Origin of the sequence: Pseudomonas sp. ERMR1:02 (genome assembly GCF_002277815.1) — a bacterium.
Classification (GTDB): Bacteria; Pseudomonadota; Gammaproteobacteria; order Pseudomonadales; family Pseudomonadaceae; genus Aquipseudomonas.
In genome coordinates this window covers 329,486-356,461 of the sequence record NZ_NKJI01000003.1, presented here as the reverse complement: position 1 = coordinate 356,461, position 26,976 = coordinate 329,486, and the positions used below count along the sequence as shown (strand labels likewise).

Sequence of the window (26,976 nt, the reverse complement as noted above, 5' to 3'; positions counted from 1 at the left end):
AAACCTGCAGGGCTTCTCGGTCAGGCTGACCATCTCATTAAACCCGCCGGATAGCGGTTTTTGAAGAAAGAGACTAGAGCAGGAAAATTGTCGCCAACCCAAGGAAAATGAAGAAGCCACCACTATCTGTCATGGCAGTGATCATTACACTGGCCCCCATTGCGGGGTCGCGCCCAATTCGCGCGAGCGTCATCGGAATCAAAACTCCCATCAACGCAGCAAGCAACAGGTTAAGCGTCATGGCTGCGGTCATCACCACCCCCAAAGACCAACTGCCATAAAGCAGGAAGGCAACAACGCCAATCACACCACCCCAGACCACACCATTGATCAGTGCAACCGCCAACTCCTTGCGCATGAGTCGCGAAGTATTACCTGTACTTACCTGGTCTAGAGCCATGGCCCGAACGATCATGGTAATAGTCTGATTACCGGAGTTACCACCGATACCCGCCACGATCGGCATCAATGCCGCGAGCGCCACGAGCTTCTCGATGGAACCCTCAAACAGACCGATCACCCGAGATGCAACGAATGCAGTGATCAAGTTCACCGCCAGCCAGGCCCAACGGTTACGCAACGACTTCCATACCGACGCAAAGATATCTTCCTCTTCACGCAGACCTGCCATGTTGAGAACTTCGCTTTCGCTCTCCTCACGAATCAGGTCGACCATTTCATCGATGGTCAGACGACCGATGAGCTTGCCGTTCTTGTCTACCACAGGCGCAGAAATCAAGTCGTAACGCTCAAAAGCCTGAGCAGCATCGTAAGCTTCTTCGTCCGGATGAAAACTCACCGGATCGCTGGCCATGACTTCAGAAACCTGTTTATCCGGATCGTTGACCAACAAACGCTTGATCGGCAACACACCCTTGAGGACACCGTCGTAATCGACTACGAACAGTTTGTCGGTGTGGCCCGGCAACTCCTTGAGACGACGCAGGTAACGCAATACCACTTCAAGACTGACATCCTCGCGAATCGTCACCATCTCGAAGTCCATCAACGCACCGACCTGCTCCTCGTCATAGGACAGGGCCGAACGCACGCGTTCGCGCTGTTGCTGATCCAGCGTTTCCATCAGCTCGTGGACGACATCTCGCGGCAGCTCGGAAGCCAGGTCAGCAAGTTCGTCGGCGTCCATGTCCTTGGCCGCAGCCAGGAGCTCATGATCGTCCATGTCGGCGATCAAGGTTTCACGGACCGAGTCGGATACTTCAAGAAGAATGTCGCCGTCGCGATCAGCCTTGACCAATTGCCAGAGCGTCAGACGATCATCCAGCGGCAAGGCTTCAAGGATGTAGGCGACGTCGGCGGAGTGCAGATCATCGAGCTTGCGCTGCAACTCTACGAGGTTCTGCCGGTGAACCAGGTTCTCGACCCGGTCGTGATGCGGACCTTCCTGGCGATGAGTCAGGTCTTCAACCACTCGCTGACGCTGCAACAGCTCAATAACTTGAGCGAGGCGGTCCTGCAAGCTTTCCTGTGTTTCTTTACTTCAATTTCAGACATAGGCGAACTCCACTCCCAGCAGTGGAACAAGCCGGAAGGATCAATCAGTCAATTCATGATTGGAAAAACGGTTTACTGAGTAACTACTGGGTAAGTCCATGGAGGTATTCCACAAGCCCCGGCGGGGCTGACGGGCGCAATGATACACCGCTTGACGGTTTTAAATGTTAAAAAATCGCGGCTGAAACAAGCGCTTGCAAGACAATCTTGAGCACTGTCCTGATCCTTGAAACTCCGACGACTTATCCTGAAAAGAAAACACACTGCCGTAAAAAATGCGGCAGCTACGCTTGAGAAGAACCGTCACGGAGGACGCTCGATGCCATCGCACACGCAATATTGTTTACTCATAACCCTGCTCTCCTCGCCCTGGGCGCTCGCCACGACCATCCACCGATGCGAAGCAGCCAACGGGCACATAACCTTCACTACACTGAGCTGTACGGCCGGCGAAAGCCTTACGCCCCAGGAAGTCCGACCTTTCACCCCTGGCAGCACAATGACAGCGTTAATGCCTGAAGCGGAGGCTCGCAAAACATCAAGCACGAAAACCACAAGAAGAGATCCAACCGTTGCTGGCACGGCCGAGGACAGATGCGGGAACTTGATCAGCGCCGGAGAGCGGCGCGAAGCAATCATCAATCAGCGGATTATCGCAGGCATGAGCCAGCAAGACGTCGAAAGCGCTCTCGGCAAGCCAGACAAGATCAGTATTCGGAATTCGAGCACGAGCTACCGCTACGAAACCAAGCGAGGTCGTAGCGCACACGTTGAATTCGATGAGAGAGGATGTATGAAAGGAAAAGCCAAATCCCAGACGGCAAAAAGCCCGCATTAAATGCGGGCTTTCTGTTGTATGGTGCACTCGACAGGATTCGAACCTGTGACCGCTCGGTTCGTAGCCGAGTACTCTATCCAGCTGAGCTACGAGTGCATTTGTGTTTTTATACCAGATCACAACTGGTTGAAGCCAAGTCATTCACATTACTGCAAACAACTCTTAAATGGTGCACTCGACAGGATTCGAACCTGTGACCGCTCGGTTCGTAGCCGAGTACTCTATCCAGCTGAGCTACGAGTGCATTTGTTGCCGCGCATTATAGGCCGTTCAATCTGTTTGTAAAGCGCTTTTTTCTAGTATTTTCAACAACTTACTGAAGAAGCCAGATTACAACGTACTACGCAAATAATGGCGGAGAACGGGGGATTCGAACCCCCGACACCCTTTTGAGGTGTACTCCCTTAGCAGGGGAGCGCCTTCGGCCACTCGGCCAGCTCTCCGCAACACGGGGCGTATCTTAACCAACCTTTTCCCCGTTTGCAAACATAAAAACGATAAAAATTAATGGCTTGGTTCTTCGTCCTTCTCTTTCTTGATGCGCAGGTAAATTTCCTCACGGTGAACAGCCACCTCTTTGGGGGCATTAACACCAATACGCACTTGATTTCCTTTGACGCCGAGCACGGTCACGGTGATTTCACCATCACCAATAATCAGGCTTTCTGCACACCGACGAGTCAGAATCAGCATACCTTTCTCCTCACGCATTACATTTCAGGGGCAACAGTCTGCAAAAAAAAAGCACTAGTCCTACAACCAAAGAGGCCGAGGACTACATGCCTGAGTATTGACTAGCGCGAGCAAAAGAACAGCCTCGGGGCCACGCCATTCAAAAAAACAAAGGGCGCGGTCAGACCGCGCCCTTTGGCAAACGCATCACTCGCCCTGGCGGGCCGGTGCGTCCAGATCGAAAGCCGTGTGCAGGGCGCGCACAGCCAGTTCCAGGTACTTCTCTTCGATCACTACGGAGACTTTGATTTCCGAAGTCGAGATCATCTGGATGTTGATGCTTTCCTTGGCCAGGGATTCGAACATGCGGCTGGCTACACCTGCGTGAGAGCGCATGCCAACGCCGACGATCGATACCTTGGCAATCTTGGTGTCGCCAACGACTTCACGGGCACCGATCTCACGTGCGGTGTTCTCCAGCACGCCTTGGGCGGCCTGATAGTCATTGCGGTGCACGGTGAAGGTGAAGTCGGTGGTGTTATCGTGCGCGACGTTCTGCACGATCATGTCGACTTCGATGTTCGCGGCGCTGATAGGACCGAGAATCTTGAACGCAACGCCCGGGGTGTCTGGCACGCCACGGATGGTCAGCTTGGCTTCATCGCGATTGAAAGCGATGCCGGAAATGATCGGCTGTTCCATGGTTTCCTCTTCATCAATAGTAATGAGGGTGCCCGGACCCTCCTTGAAGCTGTGCAGTACGCGCAGCGGAACGTTGTACTTGCCGGCGAATTCCACCGCACGGATCTGCAACACCTTGGAACCGAGGCTGGCCATTTCCAGCATCTCTTCGAAGGTAATCTTGTCCAGGCGTTGAGCCACGGACACCACGCGTGGGTCGGTGGTGTACACCCCGTCGACGTCGGTGTAGATCTGGCATTCGTCAGCCTTCAAGGCTGCCGCCAGCGCCACGCCGGTGGTGTCGGAACCGCCACGACCGAGGGTGGTGATGTTGCCGTGTTCGTCGACGCCCTGGAAACCGGCGACAACTACCACGCGACCGGCTTTCAGGTCACCGCGAATCTTCTGGTCATCAATCTGCAAGATACGCGCTTTATTGTGCGCGCTATCCGTCAGAATCCGTACCTGATTGCCGGTGTAAGACACCGCTGGCACACCGCGCTTGATCAGCGCCATGGCCAACAGGGCGATCGTCACCTGCTCACCTGTGGAAACGATCACATCCAGTTCACGAGGAACCGGCTGGCCGTCACCACTGATTTGCTTGGCCAGATCGATCAGACGGTTGGTTTCGCCGCTCATTGCAGACAGCACAACCACCAGGTCATCGCCGGCATCGCGGAATTTCTTAACCTTGTCGGCGACCTGCTCGATTCTCTCGACAGTGCCGACCGAGGTGCCTCCAAATTTCTGTACGATCAAAGCCATTTCAAAGCCGCCTCTGCCCATGAAGGGCGCCCAAATTATCACTCAAACAGCGTTCCGGCCCGCCACTAGACTGCGAGCCGGACACACTGCCTTATAAACCCTGCTCTACAAATGGAACGGTCAGCGCCAGTGCTGCATCCAGTGCGCCGGCGTCGATACCGCCGCCCTGCGCCATGTCTGGACGACCACCGCCCTTCCCGCCCACTGCCGCAGCGGCTTGCTTCATCAAATCACCGGCTTTGAGTTGGCCAGTCAGGTCTTTGGTTACGCCTGCAACCAGAACGACCTTTTCCTCATGGACACTGCCGAGCAGGATCACTGCGCGACCGAGTTTGTTTTTCAGCTGATCGACCAGCGCCAGTAGCGCCTTGCCATCCTGACCGTCCAGACGCACGGCCAGCACTTTTACACCTTTGACGTCCTGCGCTTGCGCCGACAGATCGTCGCCGGCCGCGCTGGCCGCCTTGGCCTGCAACTGCTCGAGTTGCTTCTCCAGCAGACGATTGCGCTCCAGCACAGCCGTCAGCTTGTCGATCAGGTTGTCGCGGCTGCCCTTGACCAGGCTTGCCGCTTCCTTGAGTTGTTCTTCCGCCCCGTTCAAGTAAGCCAGTGCCGCGGCACCGGTAACTGCCTCGATACGACGCACACCAGACGCGACACCGCCTTCACTGATGATCTTCAGCAGACCGATGTCGCCGGTACGGTTAGCGTGGATGCCACCGCACAGTTCGACGGAGAAATCACCGCCCATGCTCAGTACACGCACACTATCACCGTACTTCTCGCCGAACAGCGCCATGGCGCCTTTCTGTTTGGCGGTTTCGATATCGGTTTCTTCGGTTTCAACGGCAGAGTTCTTGCGGATCTCGGCGTTGACGATTTCTTCCAGCGCTTTCAGTTGTTCAGGCTTGACGGCTTCGAAGTGGCTGAAGTCAAAGCGCAGGCGCTGACTGTCAACCAACGAACCTTTCTGCTGAACATGGTCGCCCAACACCTGACGCAACGCAGCGTGCAGCAAGTGCGTCGCCGAGTGGTTCAGCGAAGTGGCGTGACGCACATCAGCCTCGACGTGAGTCTCAACCGGCGCACCGATCAACAGGCTACCCGACACCAGCACACCGTGATGCAGGAACGCGCCGCCGGTCTTGGTGGTGTCGCGCACGTCGAAACGCGAAGCGCCGGCCTGCAAATAACCACAATCACCGACCTGACCACCCGATTCCGCATAGAACGGGGTCTGGTTCAAAACCACCACACCCTCTTCGCCTTCACTTAATATGTCGACCGATTGCCCATCTTTATAGAGAGCAACGACTTTCGCCGAACCGCTGGTCACGTGGTAACCGGTAAATTCGGTGTCTACGTCGACTTTGACCAGGCTGTTGTAGTCCATGCCGAAGGAGCTGGCGGAACGGGCACGGACGCGCTGGGCTTCCATTTCGCGCTCGAAACCTTCTTCGTCGATGGTCAGGCTGCGCTCGCGAGCGATGTCGCCGGTCAAGTCCATCGGGAAACCGTAGGTGTCGTAGAGCTTGAACACTACCTCGCCCGGCACCACGTCGCCCTTGAGTTCGGCCAGATCCTGCTCGAGGATCTTCAGGCCCTGCTCCAGAGTCTTGGCGAACTGCTCTTCTTCAGCTTTCAGCACGCGCTCGATGTGCGCCTGCTGGGACTTCAGTTCAGGGAAGGCTTCACCCATCTCGGCGACCAGGGCCGCGACGATCTGATAGAAGAAGCTGCCCTTGGCGCCCAGCTTGTTGCCGTGACGGCAAGCGCGACGAATGATCCGGCGCAGCACGTAGCCGCGACCTTCGTTGGACGGCAACACGCCGTCGGCAATCAGGAAGCCGCAGGAACGAATGTGGTCAGCCACGACTTTCAGGGAAGCCTGGGCGTCGTTAGTGCAACCGATGGCTTTGGCCGAAGCGCTCAGCAGGCTCTGGAACAGGTCGATTTCATAGTTCGAGTGAACGTGCTGCAGCACGGCACTGATCCGCTCCAGGCCCATGCCGGTGTCCACCGACGGAGCCGGCAACGGGTGCAACACGCCGTCGGCGGTGCGGTTGAACTGCATGAACACGTTGTTCCAGATTTCGATGTAACGGTCGCCATCTTCTTCCGGCGAGCCCGGTGGGCCGCCCCAGATGTCGGCGCCGTGATCGTAGAAAATCTCGGTGCAAGGGCCACATGGGCCGGTGTCACCCATGGTCCAGAAGTTGTCGGAAGCGTAGGGCGCGCCTTTGTTGTCGCCGATGCGAACCATACGCTCGGCCGGAACGCCGATTTCCTTGGTCCAGATGTCGTACGCCTCGTCATCGCTGGCGTAGACGGTGACCCAGAGCTTTTCCTTCGGCAGGTTCAGCCACTTGTCGGAGGTCAGGAAGTTCCAGGCGTAGGTGATGGCGTCACGCTTAAAGTAGTCACCGAAGCTGAAGTTACCCAGCATTTCGAAGAATGTGTGGTGACGAGCGGTATAACCGACGTTTTCCAGGTCGTTGTGCTTGCCGCCGGCGCGCACGCATTTCTGGCTGCTGACAGCGCGGGTGTACGCGCGTTTTTCCTGGCCCAGGAAGCAGTCCTTGAACTGGTTCATCCCCGCGTTGGTGAACAGCAGGGTCGGGTCGTTGCCCGGAATCAAAGAGCTGGAGGCTACACGGGTGTGGCCTTGCTCTTCGAAGAAGCGAAGGAAGGCTTCACGGATTTCTGCGCTTTTCATTAGGTTCTTCCACGGAGGCTGCGGCCAAAGGCCTGTTCGAAACGTCAACAGACGAAGCGACGGCAAAGGGCCGCATTATATCGGCCCTGCGCGCGGGGTACAGCGTGTTTATACGATAGAAACGGTCAATTGGACGGCTAACGCTATCACTTGCGCGAAAAGTCGACGAATGTCGCGACGACCTGCTCGATTTGCGCAGGGCTGACGTCCATGTGGGTGACCATGCGCAGACGTGCGGCGGCGCTCAACGTGATACCGCGCCCAGCGGCAAAAGCCTTGAGTGCCTCGGCCTGGTCGCCCATCTGCACGTAAACCATGTTGGTTTGCACCGGTTCGACCTCATAACCTGCCGCCCGCAGGCCTTCGGCCAGCAATTGTGCGTTGGAATGGTCGTCGGCCAGGCGCTGGACGTTGTTATCCAGTGCATACAAGCCTGCCGCTGCCAGAATCCCGGCCTGACGCATACCGCCGCCGACCATTTTACGCAGGCGCCGCGCCTTGCCAATCAACTCGACCGAGCCGCACAGCACTGAACCGACCGGCGCGCCCAGGCCTTTGGAAAGGCAAACCGAGACAGAATCGAAATGCCGGGTGATTTCCAGGGCATCAACACCCAGCTTGACCGCCGCGTTATACAGCCGCGCACCGTCCAGATGCAGTTTCAGACCGTGTTCAAGGGTAAAACTGCGGGCTTGGGCCAGGTATTCCAGCGCAAGAACCTTGCCCTGCATGGTGTTTTCCAGCGCCAGTAGTCGGGTGCGAGCGAAGTGGAAATCATCCGCTTTGATGGCGGCTGCGACCTGCCTCAGATCCAGCGAACCATCGGCTTGCACTTCCAGCGGCTGCGGCTGGATCGAGCCAAGCACCGCCGCACCACCACCTTCGTACTTATAGGTGTGGGCTTGTTGGCCGACGATGTACTCGTCACCGCGCTCGCAATGCGCCATCAGCCCCAGCAGATTGCTCATGGTGCCAGTAGGGACAAACAATGCGGCGGCAAAACCCAGGCGCTTGGCCAACTCGGCTTCCAGACGATTGACCGTCGGATCTTCGCCATAAACATCATCGCCGGTGGCCGCTGCAGCCATCGCGTCAAGCATGCCAGCGGTGGGCTGGGTGACGGTGTCGCTGCGAAGATCGATAACGCTCATGACTCTGGCCTCGGTATGCAGGGGGAATCCCTTCAGAAGAGAATTACTGCGGTCATGCCGATGAATAATCAACCCTTGATCAAGGAAAAGGCTGGTTTATACAGCGAAAAATCGATGGCAATCATCTGAAAGCATGAATGCGCATGTAGGAAATATGTGATAAAAACGCTTCGCCGCCAAACATTCTGGCGGCAAAACGTTCTCAGGGCGGGGTGCAACTCCCCACCGGCGGTAATTGCGCGCAATGCGCATAGCCCGCGAGCGCTTGGTGACGGCACGGCTTCGGCGGTGACTGACATCAAGGTCAGCAGACCCGGTGTGATCCCGGGGCCGACGGTCATAGTCCGGATGAAGAGAGAACGGGATTGGCGCCGCCTAGGCTCAGTACCAAAGCGCCGTCCGCAGGCATTTGTGCCTGCGTACCCTTAAATCCCAATCGATTCATAACGCCCTGTTTTTCACACAAACAGGAGTCAGAACATGCAACCCACCGCAATCGACAGCAAAAGTAAAAACCATCACGGCGAGCGCGTTGCGTTCATTCAAGCCTGCTGGCACAAAGAAATCGTCGATCAGAGCCGTAAAGGCTTCGTCAGCGAAATGATTGCCCAGGGTTATCACGAGTCCGACATTGATTTCTTTGAAGTCGGCGGTGCCTTTGAAATGCCCCTGCATGCCAAGTTGCTGGCCAAGACCGGTCGCTATGCCGGCATCGTCGCGGCAGCGCTGGTGGTGGACGGCGGGATCTACCGTCACGAGTTCGTCGCCCAGTCAGTTGTCAGCGGCCTGATGCAGGTCCAGCTGGAAACCGAAGTACCGGTATTCTCCGTGTCCCTGACCCCGCACCACTTCCATGCTGGCGAAGAACATCAGAAGTTCTTCTTCGAGCATTTTGTGCATAAGGGCCAGGAAGCGGCGAAGACTTGCGCGGATACGCTGAGCAAGGTCCGTGCATTGCGTCGTACCGAACCGCGCGCGGTAGCGGTCTAAGTATCGAAAACCTTGTAGGAGCGAGCTTGCTCGCGATGGTCGTCAACGATAACGCGGGAAGCCTGGCTCCCCGCAGCGTTCTCCGGCTCATCGCGAGCATGCTCGCTCCTACAGGAGGGCGGCGTGCCTGTCTCAGGCCAGGTTTTCGTCGGTAGTCGGCACGATCAGGATGCCGGCACGCAGGCCATTCTTCACCTTGGGGTTCGGGAAGATGATCCGGGCACCCTCTTCTTCGATGATCCAGCGGGTCTGGGCGATGTCCTCGGCCAGCAAATAACCCACTTCCAGCTCCGAAAAATTCTCGATGTCCGCTGGCAGGTTCAGGCGGAAATTATCGCTGTGCTTGATGATTTCCCGAGCCACGCTGAACAACTGCAAACCGTCCAACGCCTCTTCAGTCGATTCCGGCTCGCTGCCTTCGATAATCTGTTTCAGGCGGGTTTCCAGCAGGGAGACATTGACCCCGTCGTTCTGCCCAAACGGCCGCGCCTTGCCCAGTTCGAGCGTGAAGGCCTCGGCGTCGAGTTTGTCGTAGGTGTAGGAACTGAAAACGATGGACGGTTTGTTCTGCAGCAGCACCGCCTCCATGCCGGCGGCACGCAAGCGAGCCAGTTCCTGGCGCGAATGCTGGCGGTCTTCTTTCCACGGGTACAACGCGAACTGCTCGATTTTTGAGCCGCGAATCGCGGTGTGCAGGTCGTAGTGCAGACGCTGGCGATCCGGCAGGCTGAAGAAACTGGCGGCCAGCCGCTCCAGCTCGCAAGCGCGCAAGGCTTCGAAGCCGCTACTTTGTTCGTGACGGCCATTGAACAGCCGATTGACATCCTGCTCGACGAAACGCTCGCCCTTGCGAATCGCTTCGGGGTTACCGAACAGGAACAGAATACGTGCGCGCGGCTTAAGATCGCCGCGTGCGATGTCATGCAGCAGCCGATCAAGCAGTTCGATCGGTGCTGTTTCGTTGCCATGGATCCCCGCTGACAGCAGCAGATCCAGGCCATTGTCGCGCGCTTCGGGTGGCCGGACTTCCAGCGCACCCTCGCTCAACCAGCGCATGCGCACGCCTTCGACAGTCAGTTGAGTCTTCTCCGCCGGTTCGCGGCCGGCGAGGGTCAGTTCAAGCAGTTTGCCGAGGGCGAGCATAGAGCGGTTTCCTTAATGGTCGTGATTGCAATCCGGGCCGTGAACGTGGTCTTCGTCGCCGACTTCAGCCGGTTCCATTTCCAGTTGCAGACTTACCAGATTAGTCGCCAATGGGCGCAGCAGCAGGTTGGCGTACTCGGCGTCACCTTCTTCGACGTCCACGCCGATCAGCAATTGGCCGCGGCCATCGTGCTGGATCCACAGCTCTTTGCCTTGCCACATGACCGCGACGCGGGTGCAGGAGGTTTCCAGTTGCGTGCCGTCGGTGTCTTCAAGGATCAGCTGCAGGGTATCGCTCATGTAATTACGCTCTCGTTTGAGATGAAGCGGCGCGCTGTCGTGCCCGAACGCGCGCCGTCGATCAATTGATCTGGAATGGATAAACCGCGCCCAGTTTAAGGATTTGCGTCAGTTCATCCAGTGCCGTCCGGCACTCAAGCAGCAATTGCGGGTCCGCAAGATCGTTTTCGGTCATGCGGTCGCGGTAGTGCTTTTCGACCCATTCGGTCAACGTGCCGTACAACGGTGCCGTCATGATAACCCCTTGATTGACTGCCGCCAGCTCGGTTTCGTTGAGCGCGACGCGCAACCTCAGGCAAGCAGGGCCACCGCCGTTCTGCATGCTCTGCTTGAGATCGAAAACTTTCACTTCACGAATCAGGCCGCCGGAGCTGGTCAAACCCTGCAGGTATTGCCACACACGCTCATTGCCACGGCATTCTTCCGGAACGATCAACAGCATGGAGCCGTCAGGACGCGACAGCAGCTGGCTATTGAACAGGTAGGACCGAACTGCGTCTTCGACGGTTACCGCAGAACGCGGTACGCAGACAGACTGAAATTTCCCACCGACTTTGGCGAGTTTGCTCTGCAATTCAGCAAGCATCTGCTCGGTCTCGAGGAAGGCGTCCTCGTGATAGAACAGCACTTCGCCATTACCGACCGCTATCACGTCGTTGTGAAACACCCCCTGATCGATCACCGACGGGTTCTGCTGGGCGTACACCACGCCGTCATCACTCAAACCGTGCAAACGCGCGACGGCCTGGGACGCTTCAAGGGTCTGGCGCGCCGGGTACTTTTGCGGAGCCGGGTAGCGGGTGTCGAACGCACTACGGCCGAATACGAAGAACTCGACGCCGGCTTCGCCGTATTCGCGGCAGAAACGGGTGTGGTTGGCCGCGCCTTCGTCACCGAACTGCGCCACGGCCGGCAAGGCGGCGTGATGGGCGAAGTGCTTCTGGTCGGCAAACATCGCCCCGAGTACGCGGCTGGTGGTCGGGTGCTCGATGCTGCGGTGGTACTTGCAGTTCAGGTTGGCGGCGGTGAAATGCACGCGGCCGTCCGCGGTATCGGCACTCGGGCTGACGGTGGCGGCGTTGGCTACCCACATGCTCGACGCCGAGCAACTGGCGACCAGCAGCGGCATCGCTTCTTTGGCGGCGCGCTCGATCACTTCAGCGTCGGTACCACTGAAGCCCAGGCGACGCAGTGCTGCCACATCCGGGCGCTCTTGCGGCGCCAGTACGCCTTGCTGGAAGCCCATCTCCATCAGCGCTTTCATTTTCGCCAGGCCTTGCAGCGCGGCTTCCTTCGGGTTCGAAGATTGCTGGCTGTTGCTCTGGGACGCGACGTTGCCGTAGGACAGGCCACCGTAGTTATGGGTCGGCCCCACTAGACCGTCGAAATTGATTTCATAGGATTTCATCAGCGAGGCTCCACGAGAATCTGTTGTTATAGGCTTCAGGTAACAATTCAGTAAGACCGAGTCGCGGCCTTCGCGGGCAAGCCTCGCTCCTACAGGTTTTGTTGATCAACCGCGGAATTGGCGGCCGACATGAATCCTGTAGGAGCGAGGCTTTCCCGCGAAAGCGGTCTTACGACATGCGCACGCCAGGGGTCAGTGCGCTCGGCAAGACAAGGCTCGGCGTTTCCAGCGAGGCCACCGGGTACGCGCAGTAATCCGCCGCGTAATAGGCGCTGGCGCGATGGTTGCCCGAAGCGCCGACGCCGCCGAATGGCGCGCTGCTCGCGGCACCGGTCAGTTGTTTGTTCCAGTTGACGATACCGGCGCGGCTTTCCAGCCAGAACTGCTGATAACGCGCTTCGGAATCCGAGAGCAGGCCGGCCGCCAGACCGTAGGCGGTGTCGTTGGCTTCAGTGATTGCCGCTTCGAAATCAGCGTAGCGAATCACTTGCAGCAACGGACCGAACAGCTCTTCGTCCGGGCGCTCGGCCACGGCGGTCACATCGAGAATGCCAGGGGTCAGCAACGCGGCCTGAGCCTGAGGTTGAGTCATTTCCAGCAAGGCCACCGCACCGTTGGCCAGCAGATGCTCCTGAGCCTCCATCAATGCTTTGGCCGCGCCAAGGGAAATCACCGAGCCCATGAACGGCGCCGGTTGTTGATCGAAGGCACCCACGTCAATCGTCGAGCTGACTGCCACCAGACGCGCCAGCAACGCATCGCCCCATGCCCCTTGCGGCACCAGCAAGCGGCGCGCACAAGTGCAACGCTGACCGGCGGAAATAAATGCCGATTGAATGATGGTGTAAACAGCGGCATCGAGATCGGCGACCTGATCGACCACCAGCGGGTTGTTACCGCCCATCTCCAGCGCGAGGATCTTGTCCGGACGGCCGGCGAATTGATTGTGCAGGTGATTGCCGGTGCGGCTGGAGCCGGTGAAGAACAGCCCGTCGATGCCCGGATTTGCCGCCAGAGCGATACCGGTTTCGCGCGCGCCTTGCAGCAGGTTCAACACACCGGCCGGCAGGCCGGCTTCGATCCAGCACTTGACCGTCAGTTCGGCGACTTTCGGTGTCAGTTCGCTTGGTTTGAACAGCACACTGTTACCGGCCAGCAGCGCCGGCACGATGTGGCCGTTGGGCAAGTGGCCAGGGAAGTTGTAAGGACCAAACACCGCGACCACGCCATGGGGCTTGTGACGCAGCACGGCGGTGGCGTCGCCCAGCGGGCCGCTCTTTTCGCCGGTACGTTCGCGGTAGCTCTGCACCGAGATCGCAATCTTGTTGACCATGCTGGTGACTTCGGTCGCCGCTTCCCACAGGGGCTTGCCTGTTTCCTCACCGATGGTGCGGGCCAGTTCGTCAGCGTTGCTCTTCAATGCGCCAGCAAAGGCTTCCAGCACCACGATGCGTTCTTCCAGAGTCCGGCGGGCCCAGCCCGGGAACGCCTGACGCGCCGCTTGCACAGCCGATTCAACCTGAGCGGCGGTGGCACCTTCACCGGACCACAGCACTTGCTGGGTCACCGGGTTCAGCGATTCAAAGACTTCGCCCTGACCGGCCAGCCATTCACCTGCAATGTATAGCGACTTCATTATTTCGACTCCCGAGCAGCGGACAACGGAACGGCGCGCACCTGATCGCCGGCGTTGAGTTGAAGACGTTTGGCGGTTAGCGGGTCGACCACCAGCGTTCCGGCGGCGAAGCGGGCTGGCGCAGCAGTCATCCGGCAGTCTTCGCGCTTGCGGTTGTGAATCAGGAACGGCGTAGCGTCGTCACCCGGTGTGCCGACGGCTAGCACCAGTGCCTGGCTGTCGCGCACTGCGCGGATCTTGCCGGTTTCGCATTCCACCGCTGGGCCGGCGTCGAAGATGTCGACGTAGCCTTGATAGCTGAAACCTTCGCTCTTAAGCATCGCCAGCGCCGGCTCGGTGTCAGGGTGAACCTGACCGATGACGTTGCGCGCATCCGGCGACAAAAAGCAGGTGTACAGCGGGAATTTTGGCATCAGTTCGGCGATGAACGCCTTGTTGCCAACGCCCGTCAGGTAATCGGCCTGGCTGAATTCCATCTTGAAAAAGTGCCGACCCAGGCTTTCCCAGAACGGCGAACGCCCGGCTTCGTCGGACACACCGCGCATCTCGGCGATGATCTTGTTGCCGAACAGTTGCGGGAACTCGGCGATGAACAGCATCCGCGCCTTGGCCAGCATGCGACCGTTGAGGCCGTTGCGATAATCGGCGTGCAGGAACAGCGAGCACAATTCAGAGTTGCCGGTCAGGTCGTTGGCCAGGAACAGCGTCGGAATTTCGCGATAGATATTCAGCTCTTGCGAAGCACTGACCGTCAGGCCAACCCGGAAGTTGTACCAGGGTTCACGCAGGCCGACGGCGCCAGCGATGGCGGAAATGCCCACCACGCGACCGTTGTCATCTTCGAGCACGAACAGGTAGTCCGCATCGCCCCGCCCGGCTTCGCCGCGAAAGGTCTTCTCGGCCCAGCCGACCCGGTGAGCCAGACGCTCTTCGTTGGCCGGCAAAGTGGTCAGGCCGGTGCCGGTGCTGCGGGCCAGGTCGATCAGAGCGGGTAAATCGCTGCTGCGTACGGGACGAACGATCATGCTATCTCCTCAAACGGGCCGCTTGCGCCACCCGCGAAACTCGCTGCTTTCCAGTCATTTGTTGGAGCAGGTGTTAAACCGCTACCAGGCGCACACTCGCACCTTCACCGACGCCCAGGGCTTCGGCCGCTTCCAGATCCAGGGTCACTGGTTTGCCTGGCGCGTAATCGAGCTCAAGCAAGACCGCGCGGTAATCCTGCAACTGGGCGTTGGCTACCAGGTACTGGCGACCAACACCTTTGACCGGCTCGCCGATTTTTACTGGCACCACGCGGCTCTGGGCAATCGAACGGATCCCCGAGACGCGGGCGTGCAAGGTCGGGCCGCCGTCAAAAATGTCGATGTAGTGATCAGTCTCGAAACCTTCGCGCATCAGGATGTCGAAGGTGATTTGCGCCCGTGGGTGCACCTGGCCCATCGCCTCTTGAGCGGAGTCCGGCAGCAGCGGCACGTAGATCGGGTAATGCGGCATCAGCTCGGCCAGGAACGTGCGGCTCTTCAGACCGCACAGGCGCTCGGCTTCGGCGTAGTTGAGGTCGAAGAAGTTGCGGCCAATGGCGTCCCAGAACGGTGAGTCGCCGTTTTCATCGCTGTAGCCGACGATCTCGGTCACCACGGAATCGGCAAAGCGCTCCGGATGGCTGGCCACGAACAGCAAGCGGCCACGGGAATTGAGCTCGGCCCATGGCGAACCCACCAGCTCGCGCTGCACGTAGAAACTGGTCAGCAGGCTGTTACCGGTCAGGTCGTGGCACTGCGACAGCACGTGGATCTTGTTATGAATCTTCAGCTCGCGGGAGGCGTGCACGAAGGTTTCATTTCGGAAACTGTAGAACGGCTCGGAATATCCCGCCGAGGCCACGATCGCCGAGCAGCCGACCAGTTTGCCGGTGGTGCTGTCTTCAAGGACGAAGAAATAGCTCTCCTCACCATTGAAGCTGACTTCGGCGGCAAACGAGGCTTCGCTCGCGGCGATCTTGTCGCTCAGGCGTTCAACGTCATCCGGCAAGGAAGTGACACCAATCGGGCTGTCCGCAGCCAGACGCTGTACCTCGCCCAGATCAGCCATTTGCGCGGGGCGCATCACCAGCATGGTGTCACTCCTTTCTAAAACTCTTTGAGTAAAAATAACCGGGGTGTCATTGACGACACTCGGACCAATGTGGGAGCGGGCTTGCTCGCGAAAGCGGTGTGTCAGACAGCAACGATGTTGACTGATACATCGCTTTCGCGAGCAAGCCCGCTCCCACATTGGGTTCCGGGCCCGGCATAAAAATTGGTTCGACGCCTGAACACTCAGGCGTCGAAGGGTCTATCAGGCTTGCGTCAATTTCGCCGCGGCACGTTCGAAACGATCCAGACCGGCATCGATATCGGCGTCTTCAACCACCAGGCTTGGGGCGAAACGAACCACGTCCGGGCCCGCTTGCAGCACCATCAAGCCTTCTTTTTCAGCGGCGTTGAAGATGTCCTTGGCCTTGCCTTTCCAGGCTTCGCTCAGCACGCAGCCGATCAGCAAGCCCATGCCGCGGACCTTGGTGAACAGGCCGTACTTCTCGCCGATCTGCTCAAGGCGCGCCTTGAACTTGTCGTGCTTGGCATTGACGCCGGCCAGCACTTCAGGCGTGTTGATCACGTCGATCACCGCTTCAGCGACAGCGCACCCCAGCGGGTTGCCGCCGTAGGTGGTGCCGTGGGTGCCGACGACCAGGTGTTTGGCCAGGTCTTCGGTGGTCAGCATCGCCGCGATCGGGAAACCGCCGCCCAGGCTCTTGGCACTGGTCAGGATGTCCGGGGTCACGCCGTAATGTTGGTAGGCAAACAGTTTGCCGGTACGGCCCATGCCGGTTTGCACTTCGTCGAAGATCAGCAGCGCGTTGTGTGCGGTGCAGAGTTCACGGGCGCCTTGCAGGTATTCGAGCTCGGCCGGGATCACGCCGCTTTCGCCCTGGATCGGTTCCAGCACTACAGCGCAAGTCTTGTCGGAAATGGCGGCTTTCAGTGCAGCCAGATCGTTGTACGGCACGTGAGTGATGCCGGTGATTTTCGGCCCGAAGCCATCGGAGTACTTCGACTGACCACCGACGTTCACAGTGAACAGGGTCCGACCGTGGAAGCTGTTGAGTGCGGCAATGATTTCGTACTTCTCGCTGCCGAAACGATCGTGGCCGACACGACGGGCCAGCTTGAAAGCGGCCTCGTTGGCTTCGGCGCCAGAGTTGCAGAAGAAGGCACGATCGGCAAAGGTCGCGTCGATCAGCTTATGGGCCAGGCGCAGGGCCGGCTCATTGGTGAACACGTTGGACACGTGCCACAGCTTGTTCGCCTGCTCGGTCAATGCACCGACCAGCGCCGGATGCGCATGGCCCAATACGTTGACGGCAATCCCGCCGGCGAAGTCGATCAGCTCGCGGCCGGACTGGTCCCAAACGCGGGAACCGGCGCCACGTACCGGAATGAAAGCGGCAGGCGCGTAGTTGGGAACCATTACCTGGTCGAAATCGGCGCGTTCTACCGCAGCGTGCTCAACGGACATCGGAGTCTCCTGAAGAGGAACACTCGCCTGAAACTGGCGAGCGATGGGGGATTGTAAGGACAGTTTTCAGCCCGGCCTTGCCGCCAAGCGACAACTTCTTATAGCGCAAACACCGGATTTTCCCGGGTTTACGGCAATGCGACATATAGGGTCGCAAAGGCGCAGTTTAAACCGGCTGCACAGGTTTCAGGCAGGGTTGTCGAGCGGAGCGGTAAATATGTACCGCACAGCGTGCTTCTTCGCTTGTTTTCCTTGGCTTCAATCCGAATGCCAAGGCAACACCACAATGAATCAGCATGAACCCGAACTGACAGCGCAGCCCGACGCGCATTTCCACCTGGCGCTCAACAATTTGCCAGCCTGGGCACTAAAAGCATCGCCCCGCACGCGCAACGCCCTGAAAGATGCTCGGCTGCAACTTCCAGACTGGTACACCACGGCAACCCGCCAGCAACAGCAGTCGCTGAAATCGGCCAGCGAAGAACACTGGACCCAGCGCAATCGACTGGAGGCACGACTGGGCAAACTGCAAAACGCCCGGGATTTTGCCGAAACCCTCCTGAGCGACGCCCTCAAAACCCGCTTCAGCCTGGAAGTGGACGTCAAGACTACTTTCTTGCGCCTGTACATTCCTCAGAGCACCCCCTGGTTCCCGATCAAAACCGGTGGCGCCCGTACCTGGACGGTATCGCTGCTCGATGCCGCCCTGCACAACTTTCAAGAGTCGGAGACACAGTCAGACGCCTACGAGCGAGACTCGACATTCATCACCGAGCCCTCTCCCACCGGACAGTTCGACACGTTGCCGGCACTGAAACGCCAACTGCCTGTTCAGCGATTCACCCAGTTGTGTCGGGAACTGGATATCGGCGGCCAGTACGAGGCTTACCTTAAAGAAAACCTGGGATTGACTAGCCGGGTGGCCGGCGAGGTCGTGAAGCTGGATGTCATCCGTACACACAAAGCCGCCCTTCGAGCAGCCCTGCAACTGGCTCACATCCGCAAAGACCTGCCGACCGACGCATTTGATTCGATTCTCGGCATTGTTGAGGGCCGCGAGGGCATGCGGCTGGATAGTCAACTTTTGCACTGCCATGACCTGTCGATGATGTCCTCATCGCTCACCGGCATCGTGGTTTTCGCGCCCAGATTCGCTCGCTTGCAGCAGGCAACACGAGTCATTGTCTACGTCCCCGACGATCCGGAGCATCCGCTCAAGCAATATCCCGACTCATTGGCATTCATCAAAGAGCTGACCGACAAACTGCGCTCCCCCGACTACCAGTCGTTCTTCAGCCGATTCGTCGAACATCAGGAACGAGGGCACTTTTTCGCCGACCTCAGCCGTCGCCTCAGTGCTGTGACCTGGCACGAGCACCGGTACGGCGATCCGATGCCCAGTTGGCGAGAAACCCCCATCGACAAACCCAACTTGCTGTTTTCGGTGAGCCCGGTCAAAAGCGATCTGTGGATTCACCTTTATCAGCAACAACTGAACAAGATCCTCAACGACGCGCGCTCCATGGCCGTCTCCACCACCAGCGCCGACCGTGCCGCACGATGGGCGCTGTGGGACGCCTTCAGCAAAGTCGCCACGACGATTCTTGAAGTCGCGTCGTTTGTGGCTCTGCCTTTTGTGCCGTTTCTGGGTGAATTGATGCTGGCCTACATGGCCTACCAAATGCTCGATGAAGTCTTCGAAGGCATTGTCGATTGGGCCGAAGGCCTTAAAACCGAAGCGCTCGGCCACGTGATAGCCCTGTCTGAATCGGTGGTTCAACTCGGGACATTCGCAGTGGGTGGCGCCCTGGCGGCCGGTGCATTCAGCCGTTTGATGTCCCGCGAATCGGTGACCATGTTCTCCACACTCAAACCCGTAGAAACGGTCGGTGGCAAAACCCGCTACTGGAAGCCAAATCTCGCCCCATACGAGCAATCCGTCGATTTGCCGAAAGCCGCCAAACCCGATCACCGCGGTCTTTACCAGCATGATGGAAAAACGCTGCTGCGCCTTGAAGACAAACTCTATGCCGTCAAGCCGGATGGCCAGACTGGCGAATTCCAAATTGAGCATCCGAACCGGGCCGACGCCTATAAGCCGCCACTGCGGCACAACAACCACGGCGCCTGGCAGACAACACTGGAGCAACCCTTGACGTGGGACCGCGACACCGTGATGCGTCGCCTTGGTCCTTTAGTCGAGTCTTTGACCAGTGCCGAGCGCGAGCAAGTCCTGCGAATTAGCGGCTTCCACGACAATGTGTTACGCGAAATCCATGTTGAAAATCAGCGTCCGCCTTCACTGCTGACCGACACCATCAAGCGCTTTAAAATAGACCGCGACATCCAGGCACTCATCGAGGCCGGTGGCGACCATCCCGACCGCTATCAGGCACTGAACCAGCGCCTTTCGCTGTTCGAATCTCGCAACCGTGAACTTGAGAAAACCGATGATCGCAACGTCCAGCTGCTGCAAGGTGTTGTGCAACACCTGCCGACAGACATCGCACAAGAGCTGGTGAGCAATGCAACGGGCAGCGAATGGATGCAACTGCACAGCGGGCAAGTGCCTCCACGCTTGAAAAACGTGGCGCTCAGAGCCATGGAAGCAGTACGTGTCGCCAGGGCCTATGAGGGGTTTTATCTCGAAGGTATGGACACGCATGACTATTATCGACTGGCCCTGCACAGTCTCGAATCAATGCCAGGCTGGCCTGCTAGTCTGCGCATAGAAGTCAGGGAGTATTCTCATACGGGCTATTTGCGAGACAGCATCGGGCAGACGGACGCGCCAATTCTCAGGACACTGGTGCACGCTGAAGACGGCTCTTTCCATGTCCATGAAACGAGTCGTCAGCCTGGCACCTTTTATCAGGCCATCCTGCAAACCTTGACCGACGCGGAGCGCAACGCACCCGGTCTTTCGGCCAAAAATGGCGAAGTGCTCAAGCAGCGCATCGCTGAGCACGCGGCATCTCAACCGGAGCTGCGCACGCTGTTCGCAGACACCCCCCATCGGAAACCCTTCTACGACCCGGCCACCATGCGCCTGCCCGGCGGCGCGGAGGGTTACAGCCGCATCAACCGTGAGACGCCAACGCTCGACGATCGTGTTCGCGAGGTTTATCCCAGCCTGACCCAGGAAGAACTGAGCACTGCCGTTGCCAACCTGCGACGACACCCCGATGGTCCTCGCTCGGAACTTACACGCCTGGCCCAAGAGCTCTATCAGTTGCATCGAGACCTGGATCTCTGGATCAGCGATTCCCCCACCGTCCACCACGAAACCCGACTCCCGCTGAGTGACGTGGAACAACAAGCGGTACGACGTAACCGCCGGTTGCTCGCCCAGGAAATCCAGCGCAGTTGGCGGCGGCAATCGGATCGGGACTTTGGTGCGCCGGACGGGACCGAAGGTTATACGCTGCGGTTCGCAGAGCCTGTGCCCGGCGACCTGCCGCAACTGACGGCCAACTTCAGCCACGTCTCGGAACTGAAGCTCGAAGGTCATCATTCGGCGCAAGATGTGCATGGTTTTTTGCAGCAATTTCCCGCGCTTCGCCGGCTGAAGTTGCGTCGTTTCTCTCTGAGTACGCTTCCCGAGGCCATCGGGCAAATGGCGAATCTTGACGTATTGATCCTCAGCGATTGCGCGATCAAATTCGATACAGCCGCTTGGTCAAAACTGGCCTCGATGAAAAAACTGACGATGCTGGAGCTCTACCGAAACACATTTGAAGGCGTGCCGAGCATCGAATCAATGCCGACGCTCGCCCATCTGGACCTGACGCATACCGGGCTGACTGAAATCCCCAGAGGCGCCCTGCGACACACCCGGCTCGAGAGCCTTATGTTGATGAGCAATTACATAAGTGAGTTGCCTTCCGGACTGCTTGAGAGTCCGGTGTGCGAAAAGCGCGGCGTTCATCTTTCTGACAACCCGCTTAGCGATACAGCGCGGGAAATAGTTAAACAGCATTACGTCGAAACCTCTAACGATCTGGGTATTTCGGCACCCGAGGCGGATATTCAACGAGTCACGGCGCTGTACCCCAACATGGAGTTCGAACACGCGAGCGACTTCGTGTATGAACTGCCCGGCACACTGGCAGACGGCAGGACAGCGCTCGCCAAACTGGAAGCGGAACTCACTCAGCTGAGCAGCGACCTCGCCACCTGGACCGCCGACCTGCCTCCCCGGCATCCGCTGACGGGCGAGCCGTTCGATGTACATCAATTGTTTGTCGAGAACGTCAACCGCGACGAGTTCGTGCAAACGCTGGAACGATGCTGGCGCCGTGAAACGGGGATGGACAGTTTCAACGACTCACTTCAGCCGATCTTTGAACTGGTTCTCAATACGCCGATAAGCGGTGAGTTGCCTGCATTGAGTGCCGATTTCAGCCATGTCACAACGCTGGAACTGCAAAGCGCCGATGGCGTGACGCGCATCGGGCGCTTCCTGGAGTCGTTTCCGAACTTGCAAAGTCTCAGCTTGCGCGAATGCCATCTTGGCAATATTCCCGACGCCGTGTTCAAGATGGGTCATCTGCGCTCACTGTCACTACCCAATTGCAGGATGACGCTATCGGTAGAGTCTACAAATGCATTGGCGGGAATGGAGCTGCTCGACTACCTCGATCTGAGCCACAGTCCTTTGGGACAGACCCTTGATCTGCGCCAGATGACAAACCTGGCGACAATCCTGCTAAACGACACTGGCATCACTGAAATACCTAATGGCCTATTTCAGCTGAACGACCTGGACTGGGTAGACTTGAGCGAAAATGCGATTACTGAAGTGCCCAGCGACCTCATGGAATTGCCCACGGACGTCGCAGAGTGCATAACCTTGAGAGGCAACCCGTTTTCAGAGGAAAGCCTGTTGCAGCTGATCAGCTACTACGAACGCACGCGCGTAGACTTTGGCGTAGAAGAGGTGCTCGATCGAGGTGAAATGGAGATTTCCACCTCTAATGGTTCCGAGATCGACGAGTAAATCACCCGCGCTCGGGTGGCACCGACGACAACTCGAACGGACTGCTGCTGCGCCGCTGGTTGCGATCTTCCCGCGGCGTGGCGCCGAAGAAGTTGCGGTAGGCGCTGGAGAAATGCGGCCCAGAGGAGAAGCCACACGACAGGCCGATCTGGATGATCGACTTGCTGGTTTGCATCAACATCTGCCGGGCCTTGTTCAGGCGCAATTCCAGGTAGTACTGGCTCGGCACACGGTTGAGGTATTGCTTGAAGATCCGCTCCAACTGGCGACGGGATACGCACACGTGCTGGGCGATTTCGTCGGTGGTCAGCGGTTCTTCAATGTTGGCTTCCATCAGCAGCACGGCTTGGGTGAGCTTGGGATGGCTGGAGCCAAGACGATTTTGCAACGGAATGCGCTGACGTTCACCACCCTCGCGGATGCGCTCGACCACCAGTTCTTCCGACACCGCACCGGCCAGTTCCGCACCGTGATCACGGGCCAGCACGGCCAACAACAAGTCGAGTACCGACATACCGCCACACGCGGTCAGGCGATCGCGATCCCAGTCGAACAGGTGACTGGTGGCGATGACTTTTGGAAAGCGTTCGGTGAAATCGTCCTGCCAGCGCCAATGCACGGCGGCGCGATAACCGTCGAGCAAACCGAGTTGCGCCAGCGGATAAACACCGGCTGACAAGCCACCGATCACGCAACCGGAACGCACCAGTTGTTTCAGCGCACTGCTCAACGCCGGCGCCAAAGCGGTCGGCGGCTCGTCGGCGAGCAGGAACAGCCTCTGGAAATTTTCGAGCTTGCCGGTCCAGGCTTCGCCGGGCAATTGCCAGGCGCTTTCGCTCGGTGGTTCGGCCTGCAAGAACGACAGTTCGTAGACCACGTCCGGATGCACACGCTGGGCAACACGCAAGGCCTCCTCAGCCAGCGCAAGCGTCAGTGCTTTAGTGCTGGGCCAAATCAGGAAACCAATTCGATGGGCAGTCATGGCGGGCAATCCGAAAACGAAAACAGTGATGAAGGCAATGGGCCAATGCTAGCCCGTAAATCAGCGCAAATCTCAAAACCAACAGAGATCCACTGTAGGAGCTGGCTTGCCAGCGAAGAGGCCATCCCATCCAACATCATCGTTGAATGTAAAAATGCCTTCGCTGGCAAGCCAGCTCCTACAGGTTGCGAAGCATGCACGATCCCGGTGCACAACGGCAGTTCTGATTACTTGAGGCTACCCGAAAGGAATTGCTGCAGACGCTCGGATTGTGGGTTCACCAGCACTTCACGCGGGTTGCCGCTTTCTTCGACGACGCCTTTGTGCAGGAACACCAACTGGTTCGACACTTCACGGGCGAAGCCCATTTCGTGAGTCACCACTACCATGGTCCGGCCTTCCTGGGCCAGGGCCTGCATCACTTTCAGCACGTCACCAACCAGTTCCGGATCGAGGGCCGAAGTCGGTTCGTCGAACAGCATGACTTCCGGCTCCATCGCCAACGCACGGGCAATCGCCACGCGCTGCTGTTCGCCGCCGGACATGTGACCCGGGTAGGCATCCTTGCGATGTGCAACGCCGACTTTGTTCAGGTAGAGCTCGGCTTTCTCGCGGGCTTCAGCCTTGGACATGCCGAGGACGTGGACCGGCGCTTCCATGATGTTTTCAAGGGCCGTCATATGCGACCACAGGTTGAAGTGCTGGAACACCATCGACAGGCGCGAACGCATGCGTTGCAGCTGTTTCGGGTCGGCAGCCTTGAGCCCGCCGTCCTTGTTCGCCACCAGCTTCAGCTCTTCGTTGTTGAGCAGGATCCTGCCCGCGTGCGGCTGCTCCAGCAGGTTAATGCAGCGCAGGAAAGTACTTTTGCCGGAGCCACTGGAGCCGATGATGCTGATCACATCGCCAGCCGCCGCTTTCAGGGACACGCCCTTGAGCACTTCGTGACTGCCATAGCGTTTATGCAGGTCTTGGACTTCAAGTTTGTACATGCGGTCGGTTCTCACAAAAAGCAGTCAGTCAGTCGTTGAGCAAGCGCCCGTGACGTAGCGCTTCGCGCCCCGCCACCTTGGCCAGCCAGAAACCGGGTTGGGCATAACGCAGCCGTTCAATGGCAAAAAGCACCCCGGACGTACCAGCACACACCGTGCTGACTCGATCCGCCAGCGGATCGATCACTTCGAAAATCTCATCACCGGCCTCGATCCATTCACCGGGTTTACGCAGAAAACTCACCACACCAGGATGCGGCGCGAACAGCAATTCGGTGCCTTCGAACGGCATGCCTTCGCAAGCGTCCTGTGCGGGTTTGGGCCATTCGCCGCTGATCAAACCCTGCTCAGCGAGGAATGCCAGAATGCCTTCGGCGTGAGCCTCGGACTCAGCGCGACCGGTGTCGGCCTGACCACCCAATTCAATGGTAGTCGCCAGGCACGCCAGCGGAATTTGCGCGTCCGGGAACAGGCGGGACAGATGCAACCACGGCAGCGAACAGGCTTCGTCGAAGGAGCTGCCGCCGGAATCTTCCGCCAGCAGACCGACCTTCACGTTCAGATGCGCGGCGAGCGAACGCCATTGCGGCCAGTGCTGCGGCAAGGCGTACATGTGCAGCGCTGCTTCGGCGTCGCAGTGCAGATCCAGCACCACATCGGCGGTGCTGGCGTGGCTGAGCAGAACCCGTTGCATGGCTTGCAACTGACTGCTCGGCTCTGGCAATGCCGCCAGATGATCGCTCATGGCCTGGCGGATCAGACGGATATTGGCGTGCGGGTCATCGCCCAGATGTCCATCGAGTTGCGCGGCTACTGGCGCACTGAGTTCGACGAAATCCCGGTTGAAGTTCTTGCCACTGCCCGCCTCGAAACGCCCTTGATGATTGCCCTGCAACAGTTGACCGAGGCCCAGTGGATTGGCCACCGGCACCAGTTCGATCACGCCGTTGAGCAAGCCCTGAGCTTCGAGTTCGGCCAGGCGTTTTTTCAGCGCCCAGGCCGTGCGCATGCCCGGCAGTTCATCGGCATGGAGGCTGGCCTGGATGTAGGCCTTGCGCTCGCCATTGCGCTCCCTATTGCCAAAGCAGAACACCGAAATCTGCCGCTCGCTACCGAGATGACTCCACGGCAACACATGATCGATGCGTTCCATATCAGTGCTTCCGCGGGGCCAGATAGCCCAGCCAGCGGCGCTCGGCCAGTTTGAACAGCTTCACCAGAATGAAGGTCAGGCACAGGTAGAACACACCTGCCGTGATGTAAGCCTCGAACGGCAGGTAGAACTGGGCGTTGACCGTGCGCGCGGCACCGGTGATGTCGATCAGGGTCACGATGGACGCCAGACTGGTGGTCTGCAGCATCATGATCACTTCATTGCTGTACTGCGGCAGAGCCCGGCGCAGGGCCGACGGCAGCAAAATCCGCTTATACATCTTGAAGCGCGACATGCCCATGGCCTTGGCCGCTTCGATCTCACCGTTCGGCGTGGCCCGCAGGCTGCCGGCGATGATTTCGGCGGTGTAGGCGCTGGTGTTGATGGCAAACGCCAGGCACGCACAGAACGTTGCGCTGGACAGCCACGGCCAGAGGAAGCTTTCGCGCACCGCTTCGAATTGCGCCAGACCGTAGTAGATCAAGAACAGCTGCACCAGCATCGGTGTGCCGCGGATCACGTAGGTGTAGAGCCACGCCGCCAGGTTGACGACAGCGTTTTTCGAGACGCGCATCAAGCCCAGCGGCAACGCACACAGCAAGCCGAAGAACAGCGACAGCGCGAGCAGTTTTAGGGTGGTCACCAAGCCGCCGAGGTACAGCGGCAAAGCCTCCCAAATGACGTTGTAGTCGAAGATCATAGCTCAGCCGCCCTTACGCCTACCGAGTAGCGCTTCTCGAGGTGACGCAATGCCAGCAACGAAACACTGGTGATCACCAGGTACATCGCCGCCACTGCCAGGAAGAAGGTGAAAGGCTCACGGGTGGCGTCGGCCGCCTGCTTGGCCTTGAACATCATGTCTTGCAGACCCACCACCGAAATCAGCGCGGTAGCCTTGGTCAGTACCAGCCAGTTGTTGGTGAAGCCCGGAATCGCCAGGCGAATCATCTGCGGCACCAGCACCCGGAAGAACACCTGGAAACTGCTCATGCCGTAAGCCATACCGGCTTCAGCCTGGCCTTTGGGGATCGCCATGAACGCGCCACGGAAAGTTTCCGACAGGTACGCACCGAAGATGAAGCCCAGGGTGCCGATACCGGCCACCAACGGATTCAGGTCGATATATTCGTCATAGCCAAGCATCGGAGCGACGCGGTTGAGCAGGTCCTGGCCGCCGTAGAAAATCAGCAGGATCAGCACCAGGTCGGGAATCCCGCGGATCACCGTGGAGTACAGGTCGCCCAGCCAAGCCAGCCAGCGCACCGGCGACAGACGCAGTGCCACGCCGATCAGGCCCAGCACAATGGCCAGGGCCATGGACGACAAGGCGAGCTGAAGCGTCAGCCAAACGCCATCGAGGATGACAGCCCCGTAGCCTTTCAACATGATTCAGGTCCTCGAAAGTTGGGATGAAAAAATGGCGCAAACCTCAGAGATCCTGTTGCTTGCGCCATTTTGGACTTGTCGCTTG

Annotated in this window: 19 protein-coding genes, 3 tRNA genes, 1 pseudogene and 1 riboswitch; of the genes and pseudogenes, 3 read left to right on the top strand and 20 right to left on the bottom strand. The window is 58.6% G+C overall.

Features of this window, described 5'->3' with window-relative positions; translation table 11 throughout:
• Positions 1–73: 73 nt before the first annotated feature.
• Positions 74–1,515 (bottom strand): annotated as a pseudogene (gene mgtE, locus CES87_RS07725) (magnesium transporter).
• Between the two features lie 319 nt (positions 1,516–1,834).
• On the opposite strand from mgtE, the gene CES87_RS07720 reads away from it, so the two are divergent.
• Positions 1,835–2,353 (top strand): cell envelope protein SmpA, encoded by a 519-nt coding sequence (locus CES87_RS07720; RefSeq protein ID WP_128605660.1) that lies wholly within the window; start codon positions 1,835–1,837, stop codon positions 2,351–2,353.
• A 19-nt stretch (positions 2,354–2,372) separates the two neighbouring features.
• Here the strand turns inward: CES87_RS07720 and CES87_RS07715 are convergent.
• The 7 genes from CES87_RS07715 to ltaE form a co-directional block, all read right to left on the bottom strand.
• Positions 2,373–2,449 (bottom strand) — tRNA-Arg (locus CES87_RS07715).
• Positions 2,450–2,520: 71 nt separating this feature from the next.
• A tRNA-Arg gene (locus CES87_RS07710) sits at positions 2,521–2,597 on the bottom strand.
• A gap of 108 nt (positions 2,598–2,705) precedes the next feature.
• A tRNA-Ser gene (locus CES87_RS07705) sits at positions 2,706–2,796 on the bottom strand.
• A 61-nt stretch (positions 2,797–2,857) separates the two neighbouring features.
• The gene (csrA, locus tag CES87_RS07700) at positions 2,858–3,046 is read right to left on the bottom strand and encodes a carbon storage regulator CsrA (RefSeq protein ID WP_002554426.1); all 189 of its coding nucleotides are present in this window, start codon (positions 3,044–3,046) and stop codon (positions 2,858–2,860) included.
• Positions 3,047–3,232: 186 nt separating this feature from the next.
• Positions 3,233–4,474: an aspartate kinase gene (locus CES87_RS07695; protein WP_077045934.1), complete on the bottom strand. Its 1,242-nt coding sequence runs from the start codon at positions 4,472–4,474 to the stop codon at positions 3,233–3,235.
• Between the two features lie 91 nt (positions 4,475–4,565).
• On the bottom strand, positions 4,566–7,190 hold the full coding sequence (gene alaS / locus CES87_RS07690) for an alanine--tRNA ligase (RefSeq protein ID WP_128605659.1): 2,625 nt from the start codon (positions 7,188–7,190) through the stop codon (positions 4,566–4,568).
• Positions 7,191–7,336: 146 nt separating this feature from the next.
• Positions 7,337–8,341 (bottom strand): low-specificity L-threonine aldolase, encoded by a 1,005-nt coding sequence (gene ltaE / locus CES87_RS07685; protein WP_128605658.1) that lies wholly within the window; start codon positions 8,339–8,341, stop codon positions 7,337–7,339.
• 194 nt (positions 8,342–8,535) lie between these two features.
• A riboswitch (FMN riboswitch) is annotated at positions 8,536–8,706 on the top strand.
• Between the two features lie 115 nt (positions 8,707–8,821).
• Here ltaE and CES87_RS07680 point away from each other — a divergent pair.
• Positions 8,822–9,331: a 6,7-dimethyl-8-ribityllumazine synthase gene (locus tag CES87_RS07680; RefSeq protein ID WP_128605657.1), complete on the top strand. Its 510-nt coding sequence runs from the start codon at positions 8,822–8,824 to the stop codon at positions 9,329–9,331.
• A 132-nt stretch (positions 9,332–9,463) separates the two neighbouring features.
• Here CES87_RS07680 and astE read toward each other — a convergent pair whose 3' ends face one another.
• The 7 genes from astE to CES87_RS07645 form a co-directional block, all read right to left on the bottom strand.
• Positions 9,464–10,474, bottom strand: coding sequence for a succinylglutamate desuccinylase (gene astE, locus CES87_RS07675; protein ID WP_128605656.1), 1,011 nt, complete (start codon positions 10,472–10,474; stop codon positions 9,464–9,466).
• Between the two features lie 12 nt (positions 10,475–10,486).
• Positions 10,487–10,774 carry a topoisomerase II gene (locus CES87_RS07670; protein WP_128605655.1) on the bottom strand — a complete coding sequence of 96 codons (288 nt, stop codon included), beginning with the start codon at positions 10,772–10,774 and terminating at the stop codon, positions 10,487–10,489.
• A 61-nt stretch (positions 10,775–10,835) separates the two neighbouring features.
• Positions 10,836–12,182 carry an N-succinylarginine dihydrolase gene (gene astB / locus CES87_RS07665; RefSeq protein WP_128605654.1) on the bottom strand — a complete coding sequence of 449 codons (1,347 nt, stop codon included), beginning with the start codon at positions 12,180–12,182 and terminating at the stop codon, positions 10,836–10,838.
• Positions 12,183–12,351: 169 nt separating this feature from the next.
• Positions 12,352–13,821 carry a succinylglutamate-semialdehyde dehydrogenase gene (gene astD, locus CES87_RS07660; RefSeq protein WP_178081403.1) on the bottom strand — a complete coding sequence of 490 codons (1,470 nt, stop codon included), beginning with the start codon at positions 13,819–13,821 and terminating at the stop codon, positions 12,352–12,354.
• Positions 13,818–14,843, bottom strand: coding sequence for an arginine N-succinyltransferase (gene astA / locus CES87_RS07655; protein ID WP_128605652.1), 1,026 nt, complete (start codon positions 14,841–14,843; stop codon positions 13,818–13,820). The genes astD and astA overlap by 4 nt, the downstream gene beginning before the upstream one ends.
• A 73-nt stretch (positions 14,844–14,916) precedes the next feature.
• Positions 14,917–15,936 (bottom strand): arginine/ornithine succinyltransferase subunit alpha, encoded by a 1,020-nt coding sequence (gene aruF / locus CES87_RS07650; RefSeq protein WP_128605651.1) that lies wholly within the window; start codon positions 15,934–15,936, stop codon positions 14,917–14,919.
• Between the two features lie 222 nt (positions 15,937–16,158).
• Positions 16,159–17,379 (bottom strand): aspartate aminotransferase family protein, encoded by a 1,221-nt coding sequence (locus tag CES87_RS07645; RefSeq protein ID WP_128605650.1) that lies wholly within the window; start codon positions 17,377–17,379, stop codon positions 16,159–16,161.
• Between the two features lie 286 nt (positions 17,380–17,665).
• On the opposite strand from CES87_RS07645, the gene CES87_RS07640 reads away from it, so the two are divergent.
• Complete coding sequence (locus tag CES87_RS07640; protein ID WP_128605795.1) at positions 17,666–22,378, top strand: dermonecrotic toxin domain-containing protein; 4,713 nt, start codon at positions 17,666–17,668, stop codon at positions 22,376–22,378.
• Position 22,379: 1 nt separating this feature from the next.
• Here CES87_RS07640 and argR read toward each other — a convergent pair whose 3' ends face one another.
• The 5 genes from argR to CES87_RS07615 form a co-directional block, all read right to left on the bottom strand.
• Positions 22,380–23,360 carry a transcriptional regulator ArgR gene (argR, locus tag CES87_RS07635; protein ID WP_128605649.1) on the bottom strand — a complete coding sequence of 327 codons (981 nt, stop codon included), beginning with the start codon at positions 23,358–23,360 and terminating at the stop codon, positions 22,380–22,382.
• Between the two features lie 227 nt (positions 23,361–23,587).
• On the bottom strand, positions 23,588–24,352 hold the full coding sequence (locus CES87_RS07630) for an ABC transporter ATP-binding protein (protein WP_128605648.1): 765 nt from the start codon (positions 24,350–24,352) through the stop codon (positions 23,588–23,590).
• A gap of 28 nt (positions 24,353–24,380) precedes the next feature.
• Positions 24,381–25,505 carry a M14 family metallopeptidase gene (locus CES87_RS07625; protein ID WP_128605647.1) on the bottom strand — a complete coding sequence of 375 codons (1,125 nt, stop codon included), beginning with the start codon at positions 25,503–25,505 and terminating at the stop codon, positions 24,381–24,383.
• Between the two features lies 1 nt (position 25,506).
• A complete protein-coding gene (locus CES87_RS07620; RefSeq protein ID WP_128605646.1) occupies positions 25,507–26,205 on the bottom strand; it encodes an ABC transporter permease in 699 nt (232 codons plus the stop codon).
• Positions 26,202–26,891 (bottom strand): ABC transporter permease, encoded by a 690-nt coding sequence (locus CES87_RS07615; RefSeq protein WP_128605645.1) that lies wholly within the window; start codon positions 26,889–26,891, stop codon positions 26,202–26,204. The genes CES87_RS07620 and CES87_RS07615 overlap by 4 nt, the downstream gene beginning before the upstream one ends.
• Positions 26,892–26,976 lie beyond the last annotated feature (85 nt).